At 46.6% G+C, this 14,461-nt stretch carries 17 protein-coding genes; 2 read left to right on the forward strand and 15 right to left on the reverse strand.

Translation table 11 applies throughout. The features are described from left to right. Positions 1–75: 75 nt before the first annotated feature. The 11 genes from AC58QG_RS09020 to AC58QG_RS09070 all read right to left on the reverse strand — a co-directional run bounded on the left by AC58QG_RS09020 (position 76) and on the right by AC58QG_RS09070 (position 9,325). Complete coding sequence (locus AC58QG_RS09020) at positions 76–516, reverse strand: flagellar protein (protein ID WP_497361727.1); 441 nt, start codon at positions 514–516, stop codon at positions 76–78. A 155-nt stretch (positions 517–671) separates the two neighbouring features. Continuing rightward, positions 672–1,526, reverse strand: a complete 855-nt coding sequence (locus AC58QG_RS09025; protein WP_497361728.1) for a purine-nucleoside phosphorylase — start codon at positions 1,524–1,526, stop codon at positions 672–674. 18 nt (positions 1,527–1,544) lie between these two features. Then, entirely contained in the window at positions 1,545–2,372 is an 828-nt protein-coding gene (locus tag AC58QG_RS09030; protein ID WP_497361729.1) for a purine-nucleoside phosphorylase, read from the reverse strand. A gap of 34 nt (positions 2,373–2,406) precedes the next feature. After that, positions 2,407–3,582 carry a phosphopentomutase gene (deoB, locus tag AC58QG_RS09035; protein ID WP_497361730.1) on the reverse strand — a complete coding sequence of 392 codons (1,176 nt, stop codon included), beginning with the start codon at positions 3,580–3,582 and terminating at the stop codon, positions 2,407–2,409. A gap of 124 nt (positions 3,583–3,706) precedes the next feature. Beyond that, on the reverse strand, positions 3,707–4,603 hold the full coding sequence (xerD, locus tag AC58QG_RS09040; protein WP_497361731.1) for a site-specific tyrosine recombinase XerD: 897 nt from the start codon (positions 4,601–4,603) through the stop codon (positions 3,707–3,709). A gap of 97 nt (positions 4,604–4,700) precedes the next feature. Further along, a complete protein-coding gene (locus tag AC58QG_RS09045) occupies positions 4,701–4,937 on the reverse strand; it encodes a DUF4227 family protein (RefSeq protein WP_497361732.1) in 237 nt (78 codons plus the stop codon). A 59-nt stretch (positions 4,938–4,996) separates the two neighbouring features. Further along, positions 4,997–6,154 (reverse strand): alanine dehydrogenase, encoded by a 1,158-nt coding sequence (ald, locus tag AC58QG_RS09050; protein WP_497361733.1) that lies wholly within the window; start codon positions 6,152–6,154, stop codon positions 4,997–4,999. Between the two features lie 155 nt (positions 6,155–6,309). Beyond that, positions 6,310–6,780: a ferric iron uptake transcriptional regulator gene (fur, locus tag AC58QG_RS09055; RefSeq protein ID WP_497361734.1), complete on the reverse strand. Its 471-nt coding sequence runs from the start codon at positions 6,778–6,780 to the stop codon at positions 6,310–6,312. Between the two features lie 105 nt (positions 6,781–6,885). Continuing rightward, on the reverse strand, positions 6,886–7,509 hold the full coding sequence (gene spoIIM, locus AC58QG_RS09060) for a stage II sporulation protein M (protein WP_497361735.1): 624 nt from the start codon (positions 7,507–7,509) through the stop codon (positions 6,886–6,888). A gap of 79 nt (positions 7,510–7,588) precedes the next feature. After that, complete coding sequence (locus AC58QG_RS09065; RefSeq protein ID WP_497361736.1) at positions 7,589–8,770, reverse strand: endonuclease Q family protein; 1,182 nt, start codon at positions 8,768–8,770, stop codon at positions 7,589–7,591. Then, positions 8,771–9,325: an NUDIX hydrolase gene (locus AC58QG_RS09070; RefSeq protein WP_497361737.1), complete on the reverse strand. Its 555-nt coding sequence runs from the start codon at positions 9,323–9,325 to the stop codon at positions 8,771–8,773. Between the two features lie 94 nt (positions 9,326–9,419). Between AC58QG_RS09070 and mciZ the strand changes: the two genes are divergently transcribed. Continuing rightward, on the forward strand, positions 9,420–9,620 hold the full coding sequence (mciZ, locus tag AC58QG_RS09075) for a Z-ring formation inhibitor MciZ (protein WP_497361738.1): 201 nt from the start codon (positions 9,420–9,422) through the stop codon (positions 9,618–9,620). A gap of 86 nt (positions 9,621–9,706) precedes the next feature. Here mciZ and AC58QG_RS09080 read toward each other — a convergent pair whose 3' ends face one another. After that, entirely contained in the window at positions 9,707–10,837 is a 1,131-nt protein-coding gene (locus AC58QG_RS09080; RefSeq protein WP_497361739.1) for a M20/M25/M40 family metallo-hydrolase, read from the reverse strand. Between the two features lie 73 nt (positions 10,838–10,910). On the opposite strand from AC58QG_RS09080, the gene prli42 reads away from it, so the two are divergent. Further along, entirely contained in the window at positions 10,911–11,015 is a 105-nt protein-coding gene (gene prli42 / locus AC58QG_RS09085; RefSeq protein ID WP_497361740.1) for a stressosome-associated protein Prli42, read from the forward strand. Positions 11,016–11,019: 4 nt separating this feature from the next. Here the strand turns inward: prli42 and AC58QG_RS09090 are convergent, their stop codons facing one another. The 3 genes from AC58QG_RS09090 to AC58QG_RS09100 are packed head-to-tail and all read right to left on the reverse strand — an operon-like array spanning position 11,020 to position 14,392. Further along, a complete protein-coding gene (locus tag AC58QG_RS09090) occupies positions 11,020–12,351 on the reverse strand; it encodes a dihydrolipoamide acetyltransferase family protein (protein WP_497361741.1) in 1,332 nt (443 codons plus the stop codon). Positions 12,352–12,399: 48 nt separating this feature from the next. After that, positions 12,400–13,380 carry an alpha-ketoacid dehydrogenase subunit beta gene (locus AC58QG_RS09095; protein ID WP_497361742.1) on the reverse strand — a complete coding sequence of 327 codons (981 nt, stop codon included), beginning with the start codon at positions 13,378–13,380 and terminating at the stop codon, positions 12,400–12,402. Position 13,381: 1 nt separating this feature from the next. Next, a complete protein-coding gene (locus tag AC58QG_RS09100; RefSeq protein WP_497361743.1) occupies positions 13,382–14,392 on the reverse strand; it encodes a thiamine pyrophosphate-dependent dehydrogenase E1 component subunit alpha in 1,011 nt (336 codons plus the stop codon). Between the last annotated feature and the right edge of the window lie 69 nt (positions 14,393–14,461).

The raw sequence follows: 14,461 nt of genomic DNA on the forward strand, positions 1-14,461 counted from the left end.
GTGGCAAAACTTTGACTATTCCGTGACGAATTTGTGAACTGATCTCCCACTTACTATTACCCATTCCCGTGTAATTTACACGCGATTCCATCGATCACCAATTTGAAAGCCACGCGTAGCTCCCTGTTGTTTCAATTCCGGTTGCTTCATGGTACGAGCCGCTCCGCTCTCATTGAGCTGTCTGATATCGCGACTGATCCGGGTACCGCATGCCACACATAACTTGTGTTGACGAATGGGCTCTGCACATGACGCACATTGGTAATTCAAATTTGGATAATCGGAAAGCTGCAGCTTTCCTTCTTTCATCCATACTTGTAATTGTAGATTGGATACACCTGTCGCATCGCAAACCTGATCATTCGTAGAACGAGCATTCCTAATAAGAAAATCGATGCAATTGTTCAATAGATCATGAATGTTCGTGCTGCATGCCGTGCACTGATTGCGTAAATTTCTCTGAAATACTTTCCCGCAACGCGGGCAATTGGCCACCATGAGCCCAGGGATTGACATGCGCCAACACATCCTTGTATGGAGTAGGTAATCTCTCATAGATAGATTGCCTTGAATATAGTTCTAATTAACTATATTCTACCATGTGTCCCGCACAAAGGATAGGTCTTAGGGCGCGTGAAATCATAAAAGAGGGCTCATTTTCCCGATCCAATTTATCGCAAATGAACCTCGCGAACAAATGCTTTCACCAAAGCAATAAATTTTGGCTTCGTTCGATTCGCAACAGCCACAACCTGTTCATGCGTCAAGGGTTCAAGTTCTTCGCCAATGGCCATATCCGTAATACATGAAATACCGAGTACCTTAAGCCCAGCATGGCGCGCTGCAATAACTTCACCTACTGTAGACATGCCAATCGCGTCACCACCAATACGTGCCAGCATCGTCAATTCTGCGGGTGTGCAGTAAGTAGGACCTGTAATTCCTGCATATACACCTTCTTGCAGCTTGAGTGGAACGCCGTCCTCTCCAACTACGGAAGATGCCAACTCACGAGCTAGGCTGCGATATTCGCGATTATACGCTTCTGACATATCAGGAAAACGCACACCAAGCTCCGAATGATTCGGCCCTATAAGCGGATTGTCCCCCGTCATATTAATATGATCACTAATCAACATCAAATCCCCGGCTTGGAATGAACGATTCATCCCACCCGCCGCGTTCGTCATCACAACCGTCTGTACCCCGATCGCTTTCATAACGTATACAGGGAACACAACTTTTTTCATATCGTAGCCTTCATAATAATGAAAACGGCCTTGCATAACGATAACTTGTTTGCCTTCCAGTGTACCAACAACAAAACGGCCTTCATGGCCCTCAACGGTCGATACAGGGAAATGTGGAACTTCACTATAGTCAATAGCTATGGGCTGCTCAACTTGATTCGCCATGTCGCCAAGACCGGAACCTAGAACAAGTCCGATGGATGGTGCAACACCGCCTAAACGCGATTGTATGAAGCTTGCTGCTTCGTTAATTTTTTGTATGTAAGACAATGTCATGATAATCTCCTTTTCTGCTTAGAGCGCCTCGATGATGCCTAGGACTAGCTTCAAAAACTTCGGTTTAACCTTCTCAGTCGTCTCCATCACTTCTGCATGGGATAGCGGTTGATCTAGAATGCCCGAAGCCATATTGGAAATGCAAGAGAAGCCAAGTACCTCAATGCCCGCGTGACGAGCGACGATAACCTCTGGAACGGTTGACATCCCTACGGAGTCTCCGCCTAGGGTGCGGAACATGCGAATTTCAGCAGGCGTTTCATAGTTAGGTCCGAGTAGACCCACGTATACACCTTCTTGCAGTTTAAAATCTTGTGTAGCTGCAACATCGTGCGCTAGCTTGCGCAGGCGCTTGCTGTATGCCTCCGACATATCAGGGAAACGAACGCCTAGCGCTGAATCATTTGGTCCAATCAACGGATTGCGGAATGTCATATTCAAATGATCGCTGATGACCATAAGATCGCCAACTTGGTAAGATTCATTAATCCCGCCTGCAGCATTGGTAACAATCAGTGTCTCTACGCCAAGCTCTTTCATTACACGTACTGGGAACGAAACCGTTTCAGCCCCGTAGCCTTCATACGCATGAAAACGTCCTTTCATCATAAGAACTTGCTTCCCTTTAATGGATCCTACAACTAGCTCACCTGCATGTCCTTCAACGGTAGAGACCGGGAAATGTGGAATACGGGAGTAGTCAATTACGATGGGCTGCTCAATCAAATCCGCAAGGACACCCAGACCTGAACCGAGAATAAGACCAATTTGTGGTGTAATATTCGTTTCTTTTTTAATAAATGCTGCTGCTTCTTGAATATCTTGCATCATCGATGTACCTGACATGTAATCATGCCTCCTCAATAAAATTAAGAATTACTTATTTCAAAAGGTGCAGGAAGCTCTCACCATGCTTGGTTGGTTCTACGCCGAAGTTCTCAGCGATCGTTGCGCCCAAATCAGCGAATGTTCCCCGAATCCCCAAGGAAACTGGCGATTGGAAGCTCGGGCTATACAGCAAGACCGGGACATACTCGCGAGTATGATCTGTCCCCGCATGAACAGGGTCATTCCCATGATCCGCTGTTAATATAAGCAGGTCATTGGGACCTAGTCCCGCCTTCAGTTGCGGCACATAAGCGTCAAATTCCTCCAAAGCTCGTCCATAACCTTCTGGATCACGACGATGACCGTACAGGGAATCGAAATCAACCAGGTTTGTGAAAGCAAGTCCTTTAAACGATGTTCCCAGCACGTCTATCGTCTGCTGAATGCCATCCAGATTGCTTTTCGTGGAGGTCGCTTTCGTCACCCCTTCGCCGTCAAAGATATCATTAATTTTGCCAATCGCAATGACATCCCATCCCGCATCCTTCAGTTGATTCATCACGGTAGGCGCGGGAGGCTTGACCGCATAATCATGTCGATTCGGAGTACGCTTAAATGCTCCTGGGGTACCCAGATAAGGTCGAGCTATCACGCGTCCCACTGCAAACTCATCCTGCATAGTTAATCTTCTAGCGATTTCGCAAGCGCGATATAACTCTTCTAACGGAATGATCTCTTCATGTGCAGCCAATTGGAACACACTATCGGCAGATGTATAGACAATCCATGCGCCTGTCTTCATCTGCTCCTCGCCAAGCTCGTCTAAGATCTCAGTACCCGAAGCTGGTTTATTCCCGATGACCTTCCGGCCTGTCTCTTGCTCAAATTGCGAGATCAAGGCTTCTGGGAAACCGTCAGGAAACACCTTAAATGGTGTAGATATCCGAAGCCCCATCAACTCCCAATGCCCCGTCATCGTATCCTTGCCAACAGACACCTCTGCCATTTTGCCATAATAACCTTCTGGTGATGAGACAGGGGGAATACCCTGAATATCTGCAATATTACCTAATCCCATTTGCTGCAAATGGGGCAGCGCAAAGCCGCTAACTTTATCCGCTATATGACCAAGTGTGTGTGCTCCAAGGTCGCCAAACTGTTCAGCATCCGGTAATTCTCCGATGCCTACACTATCCAATACGATTAAACTAATTCGTTCAAAGCGCACCGATGTCCCTCCAAATCAATCCTTAATGTTAATGATATCCACCCTTCATTATCCCACTTCCATCCCGTGAATGCAAAACAGCAGCCATTCCATTTGGAATTGCCGCTGTGTCTCCGTCAAGTGATTATAAATGAGCCCTAGGGTGAGCTCGATTATAAACATCCTTCATTTTGAGCTTCGTCACCTGAACATATAGCTGTGTTGATGAAATATCGGAATGTCCTAGCATTTCCTGAACGGATCGCAGATCAGCGCCATTTTCGATTAAATGAGCAGCGAAGGAATGTCTTAGCGTATGCGGTGTAATTTCATTTGTAATCTCGGTTTCCAGCGCATACCGCTTCATAATCTTCCAAAACCCCTGCCTCGTCATCCGAGTACCCAAATGGCCAATAAAGAGGGCATCTTCATCTGCCGATCTTTTTAACAGTTTGAACCGATATTGCGTTATATACGTCTCCAATATCCGGATGGCAATACCGCTTAAAGGGATCATTCTCTCCTTTTCAGCTTTGCCGATACATCGAATGAAGCCCATCTCTAAATTCACATCGGCCACATTCAATGAGACAAGTTCTGATACACGAATCCCCGTAGCGTAAAGTAATTCAAGCATAGCTTTATCCCTTGCACCATTCACTTGCTCAGACTGAGGCGCCTCAAGCAGCTTTTCAACCTCATGTATGCTTAGTATTTTGGGAAGCCTTTTTTCCAGCTTAGGTACCTCGACGAATACCGAAGGATCCGAATCAAGGAGTCGTTCTTTCACCATATATTGAAAAAAGGAGCGTAAGGATACGCGAATTCGTGATAGGGTAGCGGAAGCTCGTCCGAGCGTTTTTAACTGTGATAAATAACCTGCAATTTGCATTTTTCCTGTATCTCGCCAGTTTGTAACACCTTGCGCCTCGAGATAAGTAACAAATTGAAGGAGATCTCTTTCGTAGGATTCGAGTGTATTTCGTGAAAGCCCTCGTTCAGTCGTCAGAAATCGGATGAAGGATTGTAGCTCACTCGTCATTATGTCAGTCTCTCCCTCGTTTACCTGCTATATCTGCTTATTAACTTCCAACGTATAGCATTCCACGAGGATAGGAGAAATTCCTTTATTTTTCGCTTTACTCACCGTACCAATAGAACAAACGCAATCGTTCACTCATCGAATTCGAATCAAACGAAACATGCTCGCTTTGTCCAAATACCTTAACAGATTTTCCCGTTGGCGCTTTATACTTGTTCACAGGCTGAATCCAACCGGATATGGCAAGCAATACTTGATATAAAATGACCGTCAACGCTACAAAAACCAAAATATACTGTAAGCGAACAATTAATTTTCGATAGGAAAAAATCATAGCCCGTCCCCCATGTTCTATCCCGTTCTTAGGTACAGAATATGAGGCTCGGCCTATGATTATGACAAGTCGATCAATTTGGTGTAAGGCATGCCAAGCGCTTCAGCTACCGCTGGATGGGTGACACTGCCTTTGTACGTGTTCACACCTAGCTGCAAGGTGTAATTCTCCGCCAAGGCTTGTGTGAAGCCTTTATTAGCCAACTCCAAGGCATAGGGCAACGTCACATTCGTCAAAGCGAGCGTTGAGGTTCGTGGTACAGCGCCTGGCATATTAGCTACTGCATAATGAAGCACACCGAACTTCTCATAAGTCGGATCACTATGGGTCGTCACGCGATCAATCGTTTCGATGGATCCGCCTTGATCGACGGCAACATCTACGATGACGGCTCCTGGTTTCATGCTCTGCACCATCGCTGACGTCACTAATCGCGGTGCTCTCGCTCCTGGAATGAGAACCGCGCCAATGAGCAGATCCGCCTTCTGCACCGCGCTCGCAATATTATACGGATTGGACATCAACGTACGGAGATGACCTCCGAATATGTCATCCAACGCTCGCATACGATCCGCGCTTCGCTCAATGATAACCACATTAGCACCAAGCCCTAGCGCCATTTTGGCTGCGTTCGTGCCTACAATCCCGCCGCCTAGAATAATGACATCTGCCGGTGGAACACCGGGAACACCGCCAAGTAGAATCCCGCGGCCACCATAAAACTTCTCGAGATAATGAGCGCCTATTTGCACAGACATCCGTCCGGCTACTTCACTCATTGGAGTCAGCAATGGCAGTGACCCATTCGGCAGCTGAATGGTCTCGTAAGCTATGCCTGTTACTTTCTTCTCTAATAACTGAGCTGTCAGATCGCCAGCCGCAGCTAAATGCAAATACGTGAAAAGCATCTGACCTTCTTTGAAATAGCCATACTCGGCAGGCAGAGGCTCTTTCACTTTCATGATCATATCGCTTTGAGCCCACACATCCGCTGCCTGCGCAACAATCGTCGCACCTTCTTGTTTATAATCCTCATCCGAAAATCCACTGCCGATGCCAGCACCCGTTTCTACTAACACGCGATGACCGGACATTTGCATCATCCCTGCACCGCCTGGCGTCAAGGCGACACGATTTTCATTGTTCTTGATTTCTTTAGGAACTCCAACGACTAGGCATGGTTTCAACACACTCGCCACCTTCTTCCTTCTGTTCATACGTCTATAATGTACCCTGACTCCCTTGCCAATTATGTGACGGAAAGTAATTACCTATCTACTAATTATGATATGATCCAAACACAAAAATGCCTGTATGCAATTGACGGCATACAGGCATTTTCATAAGTTGAACAGCTTCCTTACGGATGCTGTTAGTGGGATTTCTCCAATGCGACCGGTTTCCCTCGTTCGGTACAGCGATAGCATATACCTTGAAAATCAAGTCGATGATCTAGGACTTGAAAATGAAATTCATCTTCTAACCGTTCTTCAAAAGGTCCGAGCCAGTCTTCCATTATTTCATCTACGGCTCCGCATTGCACGCAAATCAAATGATGGTGATGATGACGTGAGTTATCGTCACGCAAATCGTAACGGGCCACACCGTCGCCAAAATTCATTTTCTCCAAGACATGCAGCTCACTCAGAAGCTCCAAAGTACGGTACACAGTTGCTAGACCGATCTCTGGCGCCTTATCCTTCACAAGCATAAACACGTCTTCTGCACTAAGATGATCTTGTTCATTCTCCAACAAAACGCGAACAGTCGCTTCCCGTTGAGGCGTAAGCTTGTACCCCTGAGATTGCAGTTGTTGCTTAATTTTCTCGATCCTTGTTTCCATATGCCTCCCCCTCAGAAAGGTGGGCATCCTAGCCCATTTTTAGCCACTCTTTTTATTATAGGGGGAGCTTACTGACAAAGTCAAACACAATCACAATTCATTTCATTACCCATAAACCCCCACCAGCATTGGGGTTACCCATTTCATCATGTATTGAGAGAAGTATCCTTCTAATAATGCAGCTGCTAATAGGCAGCCTCCCATCGCTAAGGTGATCGTTGTATATCTCATGAAAGGTTGGTAAATGTTACCATTCCTACTCATGATTCTATGCTTAATCATATAGAGGGAGAATGACATCGCGGCCACACTGCAAAATAAGATAGCTGGAATCACGATTAAATTTTGTGGAACGACGGCCACTAGCGCAAATAACATCCCTTTCCACGACATCTGACCAACCAAGTAACCAACCGTGAAGCCGATCAATACACCTTTTAGAAAATCCAGTACTAAGATCAGTGGTAAACCAATAATTGACAAACCAAATAGCCAAATCAATAAAATCCATTTCATATGCATACCAAATGCTTGACTGAACGATTGCTGGCTGTCAATTTCAATACCTTCGTTAATTTCATGAAAAAAACTGCCTAAATGACGGGTCATTTCGGTCCTTTGTTCCAAGGAAAGCGCATTTACCATGACCGCGCCAAAAACAACGCCAATGACAAAGAGCACAGAGACGAATATAAATAACGGCAAATTATCCTTCATATATTGTTTCATCGTTAAGTTCCTATTCACACTCGCCACTCCCTCCTTGTACAACCTCTACAAAGACAAGCTTATGAGTGAAATGAAGAAACTATGAATGATTTTTCACTTTGCCGTACTTTCCGCCGCCTCCGACTTCAAGTGTTAATGTCCCTTCCCGTGCTTTTACGATATAGGAAGCAATATCTTCACCAACGACGGTCTCCAGCTCTTCAGGCGTCGCACGATGCAAGACCTGCATCTCCGTACCAAACCGGCTTAGCAGCTGCTCCAGCTTCTTAGGCCCTAATCCAGGAAGGTACTCTAATGGCACTTGGAAATGGTACGGTGGACGATGGTTGGGTTGATAGGAGCTCTCTCGATCAGCAATTGCCATGATCCGATCCATCACACCACGAACTATTTTGGGACTGCCGCAATTCACACAACGCTCGACAGCCGTTTCCCCTTCGTCCAGCACGGCTTCACACACGCTGCAATACGTACGGTGATATTTGCCTAAGCGTGAATTCAAACCGTAGTTGGCCGTGACACCTCGCCCTTCCTGACGCTGAAGTGCTTTGACTAATTCCTCGAAGGTCGGAGCTTCAAGCCGCATTTGATTGTATTCGCGACCTATTTTGGCTAAAGAATGTGCGTCTGAATTCGTCAGGTAAGTGAAGTCATCCAGTTCCGAGATGTATCCAGCCATGTCTGAATCCGCGCTTAAACCGAGTTCAACAGCTGGTATCTGCTTCACATCAAGCAAATCGTTCATGCAGCTTACAGCGCTGCCGTAGACGCTCTTGTGCGGCGTGAAGATGTGCGCAGGGATGAGAATGCCTCCCCTGCCTAGCACCTCTTCCTGAAGCGCACGCGCAGGCACGTAGATGCGCTGAGAACTCAGCTCCACATTTTTCATATGCCGGCGCATCCATGTCGTAAACTCCTGCATAACTTGCAGGGTCGGCATATAGGCCAATACATGCGCTGGACCCATCCCGGGGTCCCTCACTTCAATTTCGCTTCCTAGGATGATGGACGTATCCCGATAGCGAATCCCCCCGCCTTCAAGCTCCACCATCTCTCCCTGATCCAAATACATCATTATCTCCTCTTGGACGGAAGGAGAATGGGTATCGATGATGGAGATCATCTCCATCCCTTTTCGGTTCGCAGCCTCATGAGCAATATTGAAAAATGTGAGATTGTTGGCTGCGCTAATTTTGACAGCTTGGCCCTTCTCCGTTCGACCAATGTGAATATGAAGATCAACGTAGTAATCCTTCAACATCTAGATCTGCCCAGTTAACTTATATAGCTGCCATGCATAAATAGCCATGATCGTCTTGGCGTCACTGATGCGGCCTTCTCGCATATACTGCTGAGCTTGCTCCAAAGTTAATGCTTCACAATCCAAGAATTCATCCTCATCCGGATTCGCTGTACCCTTCACTAAATTCTCGGCAATGTATAAGTGGATAATTTCGTCAGCAAACCCAGGTGACGTATAAAATGAACTAATCAAACGAATGTTATCTGTCCGATACCCCGTCTCTTCCTCAAGCTCACGTAAGGCCGCTTTTAACGGTTCCTCCCCACTGTCGAGCTTGCCTGCCGGGATTTCCACCTGACTCTTCTCTAACGGCTTACGGTACTGCTCAACGACGATCATTTTATCACCTAAGAGCGGAATAACCGCGACAGCACCTGGATGCTTCACAATCTCGCGAGAAGCTGTTCCTCCGTTAGGCAATCTAACCTGATCCACTTGCAAGGAAATCATTTTGCCTTTGAAAATCATTTCACTACTCGTCGTCACTTCTTCAAACTTCTTATGTTCTGTCATTTGAGCACCTCATCCTCGTATATTGGTCTAACTTGTCCACTTTCAGCATATCGTTCATTATATCAAATATTTTCCTGAAAAGAGGGTCTCCGATATGAAGAGCTATGTGAGTGATAAGCAAATTCGACTTGTGGGCAAAGCCTGGGAGGTCAAACATCAACTACAACAAATGCTTCAGCAAGGCGATCCTAAAATGACATTAGCTGATTATCTGGCAGGTATACATACCCTTTCAAAATCTAATGTACAGGTGCATTCAACTCGCATATTTCCGTTCCCCGTGGCAGCCATTTAACCGACTATTCGACATTGCTTATATAAAACGAAAACCGATTAGCCGCGCCATCAGGCGGACGAATCGGTTTTTTATTGTACCAAGGTTTACACCTTGGCTGCTTCTTTCACTAACGCAACGACGAGTTCTGCGGTTTTGACGAGATCACTGATCGCGATACGTTCTTTGACCGTATGAATCTCTAAATAACCAACGGCCAAATTCACAGTAGGAATTCCCATCCCGTTGAAAATATTCGCGTCACTGCCACCACCGGAGTGGAACGTATTCGCAGTTAGACCAATCGTGCTCATCGCGCGAGACGTCAATTGGACAATCGGCGCTGAATCATCGTGCATATAGGATGCGTAGACGATATCGGCATGGAACTCACAGGTAGTGCCCGCTTCCGCAGCGGCGGATTCACAGGCTTGCTTCATCGCTTCAATCTGCGCTTCAAGCTTGTGCTGAACAATACTGCGTGCTTCTGCTTCCATCTTCACTTTATCGCATACGACGTTTAGCGGACCTACGCCTGAAAAGCTGCCAATGTTCGCAGTCGTTTCATTATCGATTCTGCCGAGTGACATACGTGAAACGGCTTTGCTAGCTACTTGAATAGCAGAGATGCCATCTTCCGGATTCACACCCGCATGCGCGGATTTACCATGGAAAATGATTTCAATTTCCGCACGTCCAGGTGCTGCCGTTGCAATCGCGCCAAGGTTCCCATTGGAATCAAGCGCGAAGCCATATTCGGCCTCCATGCTGCTACGCTCCATTGCACGAGCACCTTTCAAACCGCTTTCTTCACCTGCGGTAATGACGAACTGAATACGGCCATGAGGGATGTTTTGTTCTTTCAGAACGCGAATCCCTTCGAGCATAGCAGCAATTCCTGCTTTATCATCACTGCCAAGGATCGTTGTTCCATCAGAGCGAATATAGCCATCTTCACCAATTTGCGGCTTGATGCCATTGCCCGGAGCAACCGTATCCATGTGTGATGTGAAGAAAATAGTAGGAATCGCCGAGTTACTGTCGGTCGCTTCCAATGTGCAGATTAGGTTACCTGCACCGTGTCCGCTCTTGGCCATCGACTCATCCTCGACAACCTTCAAGCCAAGCTGGCTGAATTTTTCTTTAAGAACCACACAAATGTCTTGCTCAAATCGCGTTTCACTATCCACCTGAACTAGGGAAATGAACTCTTGGATTAAACGATCTTGTTGAATCATGTACTTTCCTCCGATACACACTTTGAGTTACAATAAAACGGTACAAGCTTGGACGATAAAGGAGTGAATCCCCGTGCTACAAAATAAGAAATGGTTTAAAGTCGTTATTTACATTATGCTCATCGTTATGCTGTTATCCAGTATATTGTTTACAGCCGGATTGTTTTTCACGTCTTAAACCATTAGTAAATTTTAGTATCCGCGTTGTAGCTTTCTAGATTTTCTTTCACTCTTTGTAGGAACCTTCCACAGATCACACCATCCAGAATCCGGTGATCGAGCGATAAGCAAAGGTTAACCATGGAACGCACCGCTATCATATCTTGAATTACGACAGGCTTCTTCACGATCGATTCGAAGGTCACAATCGCTGCTTGCGGGTAGTTAATGATTGGATACGAGAGAATCGAACCGAAGGAGCCTGTATTATTAACAGTAAATGTACCTCCGACCATATCATTCAGCGAAAGTTTCCCCGCACGTGTCTTCTTCGTCAACTCATCAATTTCCCTTGCTAGACCTGCGATATTTTTTTGATCAGCTTTCTTAATGACTGGCGTCATAACGGAATCTTCCGTCCCGACGGACAACGAAATATTAATATCACGTTTCACGATAATTTTATCTACAGCCCACACGGAGTTAATGATCGGATAATCTTTGATCGCGTTGACGACAGCTTTCAGCATGAACGCGAGGTAAGTCAAGTTGATGCCCTCGCGGCGCATGAACTCATCCTTCACCTTGTTACGCAGGACAACCAGATTCGTCACATCAACTTCAATCATCGTCCAAGCATGCGGAATTTCTGTAACGCTTTGGCGCATTTTCGTTGCAATCGCATTACGCATTGGCGTTACATCAATGAAGTGCTCATTCCGTGCATCCAGGTTGTGGCCTTCTGCTTCGATCAACGGTGTTTGTGGACTCGCTGACAAATGGATACCCGAGCTGCGCACAGGCTGGCTCACTGGCTCTTCTGCAGCGACTGCTGCAACGGCTGTTGCTGCAGGTATTGCTTGAACAGCGGCAGGCGCCGCGTTAGCTCCACCTGATGCGATGAAGGTCTCTACATCCTTGCGGGTAATGCGTCCACCAAGGCCTGTCCCTGCTACACGTGACAAATCAACACGGTTATCTTGGGCAAGTCTGTGGACCGCTGGGGAGAAGCGGCCACGCATGCTTTGATCCGCGTCTTCGGACACGACTGCCGCATCGGAGACAGCTGCTGTTGTGGCTGAAGCGGCCGCCGAAGAGTCAGCTGGCTCTTCAATAACACAGATCGCTTCGCCTACTGCTGCCGTTTCACCATCGCCCACAATGATTTTGATCAGCTTACCCTCAATGGGGCTAGGCATTTCTGTATTTACTTTCTCTGTGAATAGCTCACATAGAACGTCATATTGTTCAATATAATCGCCTGGCTTTTTCAGCCATTTGCCGATAGTAGCCGAAACGAGACTTTCCGCCAAATGCGGAACAGTCACCTCGGTGAGGCGGCCGGTTTGGTTCATACAAGTACCTCCTAAGTTCGGGAAAGATCAACAGATAAGAACAACGATCTAGAATAAAGCTAGCTGTCGCATGGCTTCCTTCAGCTTATCAGCGTTCAACAGGAAAAACTTCTCCATCGGTGGATTGCTGCCTACTGCAGGAACATCTGGACCGCACAGTCTTGCGATAGGCGCATCTAGCTCGAATAGCATCTCTTCCGCGATGATGGCGGATACTTCCGCACCGACGCCGCCTGTCTTGTTGTCCTCATGGGTAATGAGTACTTTGCCTGTTTTTCTAGCAGCTTCTAGAATCGCCTCGCGATCAAGCGGCTGTAAGGTACGCAAATCAAGCACATGTGCTGAAATGCCTTCCTTCGCCAATTCCTCAGCGGCTTGAAGCACATAATTGACAACCATGCCGTAGGCGATGACGGTAATATCCGTACCTTGACGCTTCACATCCGCTTTCCCAATCGGAACTATATAGTCCTCATCAGGCACATCTGCCGATAACGCTAGATAGCATTTTTTATGTTCAAAATAAAGGACAGGGTCGCCATCACGAATCGCTGCTTTTAATAAGCCTTTAGCATCGTACGGATTCGAAGGCGCTACAATTTTGAGACCTGGCGTGCCAAAGAAGACGGATTCCGGACATTGTGAGTGGTACAACGCACCCGCTCCAGTGGCGCCATATGGCGCACGAATGACAATCGGGCAGCTCCAGTCATTGTTTGAGCGGTAGCGAATTTTCGCAGCTTCGCTCAGGATTTGATTCGTTGCCGGGAAAATAAAATCGGCAAATTGGATCTCAGCGATCGGCTTCATGCCGTACATCGCCGCGCCGATGGCTACGCCAACAATTGCTGATTCCGCCAGGGGCGTATCCATTACGCGCTCCTCGCCAAATATAGCGCGAAGACCCTTAGTCGTGTTGAGAACTCCGCCTTTCCCTACGTCCTCCCCGAGGACGAATACGTTCTCATCCTGCTGCATTTCCTCTTGCATCGCAGAACGGATTGCTTCCAAATATGTAATAACTGCCATCTTAGTTGCCATCTCCTTCCGCATAAACATGAAGAAGCGTATCTTCCGGCTTCGGATAAGGGGCAAGATCAGCATACTTCGTTGCTTCATTGACTTCTTGCTTTTGACGCTCTTGAAGCTCTCGGTCTTGTTCTTCACTCCATATCTCGCATTCGATGAGATACTCTTTAAATTTCAAAATGCCATCCTTCTGGCGATTCTCGTCTACCTCTTCTTTTGTACGGTACAACATGTCATCATCCGAGGTGGAATGAGGCATAATGCGATAGACCATCATCTCGATCAAGGTAGGACCTTCTCCGCGAACGGCTCTTTCTCTTGCTTCTTTCATCACGCGGTACATCTCCAAGACATCATTGCCATCAACTTGAATACCTGGGAAGCCATATCCAATCGCGCGGTCAGCGATTTTGCCTGCCACCTGTTTATGGAGTGGTACAGAAATCGCATACTGATTATTTTCACAAACAAAAATAACTGGCAGCTTATGTACACCCGCGAAATTACAGCCTTCATGGAAATCCCCTTGATTGCTGGAACCTTCACCAAAGGATACGAACGTAACGAAATCTTGTTTTTTCATTTTCGCCGCCAAAGCAAACCCAGTTGCATGAGGAACTTGCGTAGTAACTGGAGAGGATCCCGTTACGATATGATTTTTCCGATCACCGAAATGACCTGCCATTTGTCTGCCGCCGCTATTTACATCTTCTGCTTTACAGAAGACAGCGAGCATTAGATCCTTCACAGTCATACCAACGGATAAAACGAATGCATAATCGCGGTAGTATGGTAAGAAATAGTCCTTCTGAGCCTGCATCGCGAACGCCATACCAACTTGTCCGGCATATTGTCCTGTACCAGAAACGTGAAATGGAATTTTACCTGCGCGTTGCAGCATGAAGGCACGCTCATCAAATTTAGTTGCAAGGCTCATGACCTCATACATACGTACGGCTTCTTCATCGGATAATCCTAAACTTCTGTGCTTATATAGCTGACCAATGGACATGGAGTTTGCCTCCTTAGTGAGATTAAATAGCTACTAAAACTTATTACCTGGTCCTAGTACTTGACTCTA

Source organism: Paenibacillus sp. J22P169 (genome assembly GCF_059691995.1).

What these genes read in the sequence shown, in the direction of transcription:
- AC58QG_RS09080 (WP_497361739.1), bottom strand. Translation starts at nt 10,837, where the DNA reads ATGATTCAACAAGATCGTTTAATCCAAGAGTTCATTTCCCTAGTTCAG.
- fur (WP_497361734.1), bottom strand. Translation starts at nt 6,780, where the DNA reads ATGGAAACAAGGATCGAGAAAATTAAGCAACAACTGCAATCTCAGGGG.
- spoIIM (WP_497361735.1), bottom strand. Translation starts at nt 7,509, where the DNA reads ATGAAACAATATATGAAGGATAATTTGCCGTTATTTATATTCGTCTCT.
- AC58QG_RS09100 (WP_497361743.1), bottom strand. Translation starts at nt 14,392, where the DNA reads ATGTCCATTGGTCAGCTATATAAGCACAGAAGTTTAGGATTATCCGAT.
- xerD (WP_497361731.1), bottom strand. Translation starts at nt 4,603, where the DNA reads ATGACGAGTGAGCTACAATCCTTCATCCGATTTCTGACGACTGAACGA.
- AC58QG_RS09045 (WP_497361732.1), bottom strand. Translation starts at nt 4,937, where the DNA reads ATGATTTTTTCCTATCGAAAATTAATTGTTCGCTTACAGTATATTTTG.
- AC58QG_RS09025 (WP_497361728.1), bottom strand. Translation starts at nt 1,526, where the DNA reads ATGACATTGTCTTACATACAAAAAATTAACGAAGCAGCAAGCTTCATA.
- ald (WP_497361733.1), bottom strand. Translation starts at nt 6,154, where the DNA reads ATGAACAGAAGGAAGAAGGTGGCGAGTGTGTTGAAACCATGCCTAGTC.
- AC58QG_RS09070 (WP_497361737.1), bottom strand. Translation starts at nt 9,325, where the DNA reads ATGACAGAACATAAGAAGTTTGAAGAAGTGACGACGAGTAGTGAAATG.
- AC58QG_RS09030 (WP_497361729.1), bottom strand. Translation starts at nt 2,372, where the DNA reads ATGTCAGGTACATCGATGATGCAAGATATTCAAGAAGCAGCAGCATTT.
- AC58QG_RS09065 (WP_497361736.1), bottom strand. Translation starts at nt 8,770, where the DNA reads ATGTTGAAGGATTACTACGTTGATCTTCATATTCACATTGGTCGAACG.
- AC58QG_RS09095 (WP_497361742.1), bottom strand. Translation starts at nt 13,380, where the DNA reads ATGGCAGTTATTACATATTTGGAAGCAATCCGTTCTGCGATGCAAGAG.
- AC58QG_RS09020 (WP_497361727.1), bottom strand. Translation starts at nt 516, where the DNA reads ATGTCAATCCCTGGGCTCATGGTGGCCAATTGCCCGCGTTGCGGGAAA.
- mciZ (WP_497361738.1), top strand. Translation starts at nt 9,420, where the DNA reads ATGAAGAGCTATGTGAGTGATAAGCAAATTCGACTTGTGGGCAAAGCC.
- AC58QG_RS09090 (WP_497361741.1), bottom strand. Translation starts at nt 12,351, where the DNA reads ATGAACCAAACCGGCCGCCTCACCGAGGTGACTGTTCCGCATTTGGCG.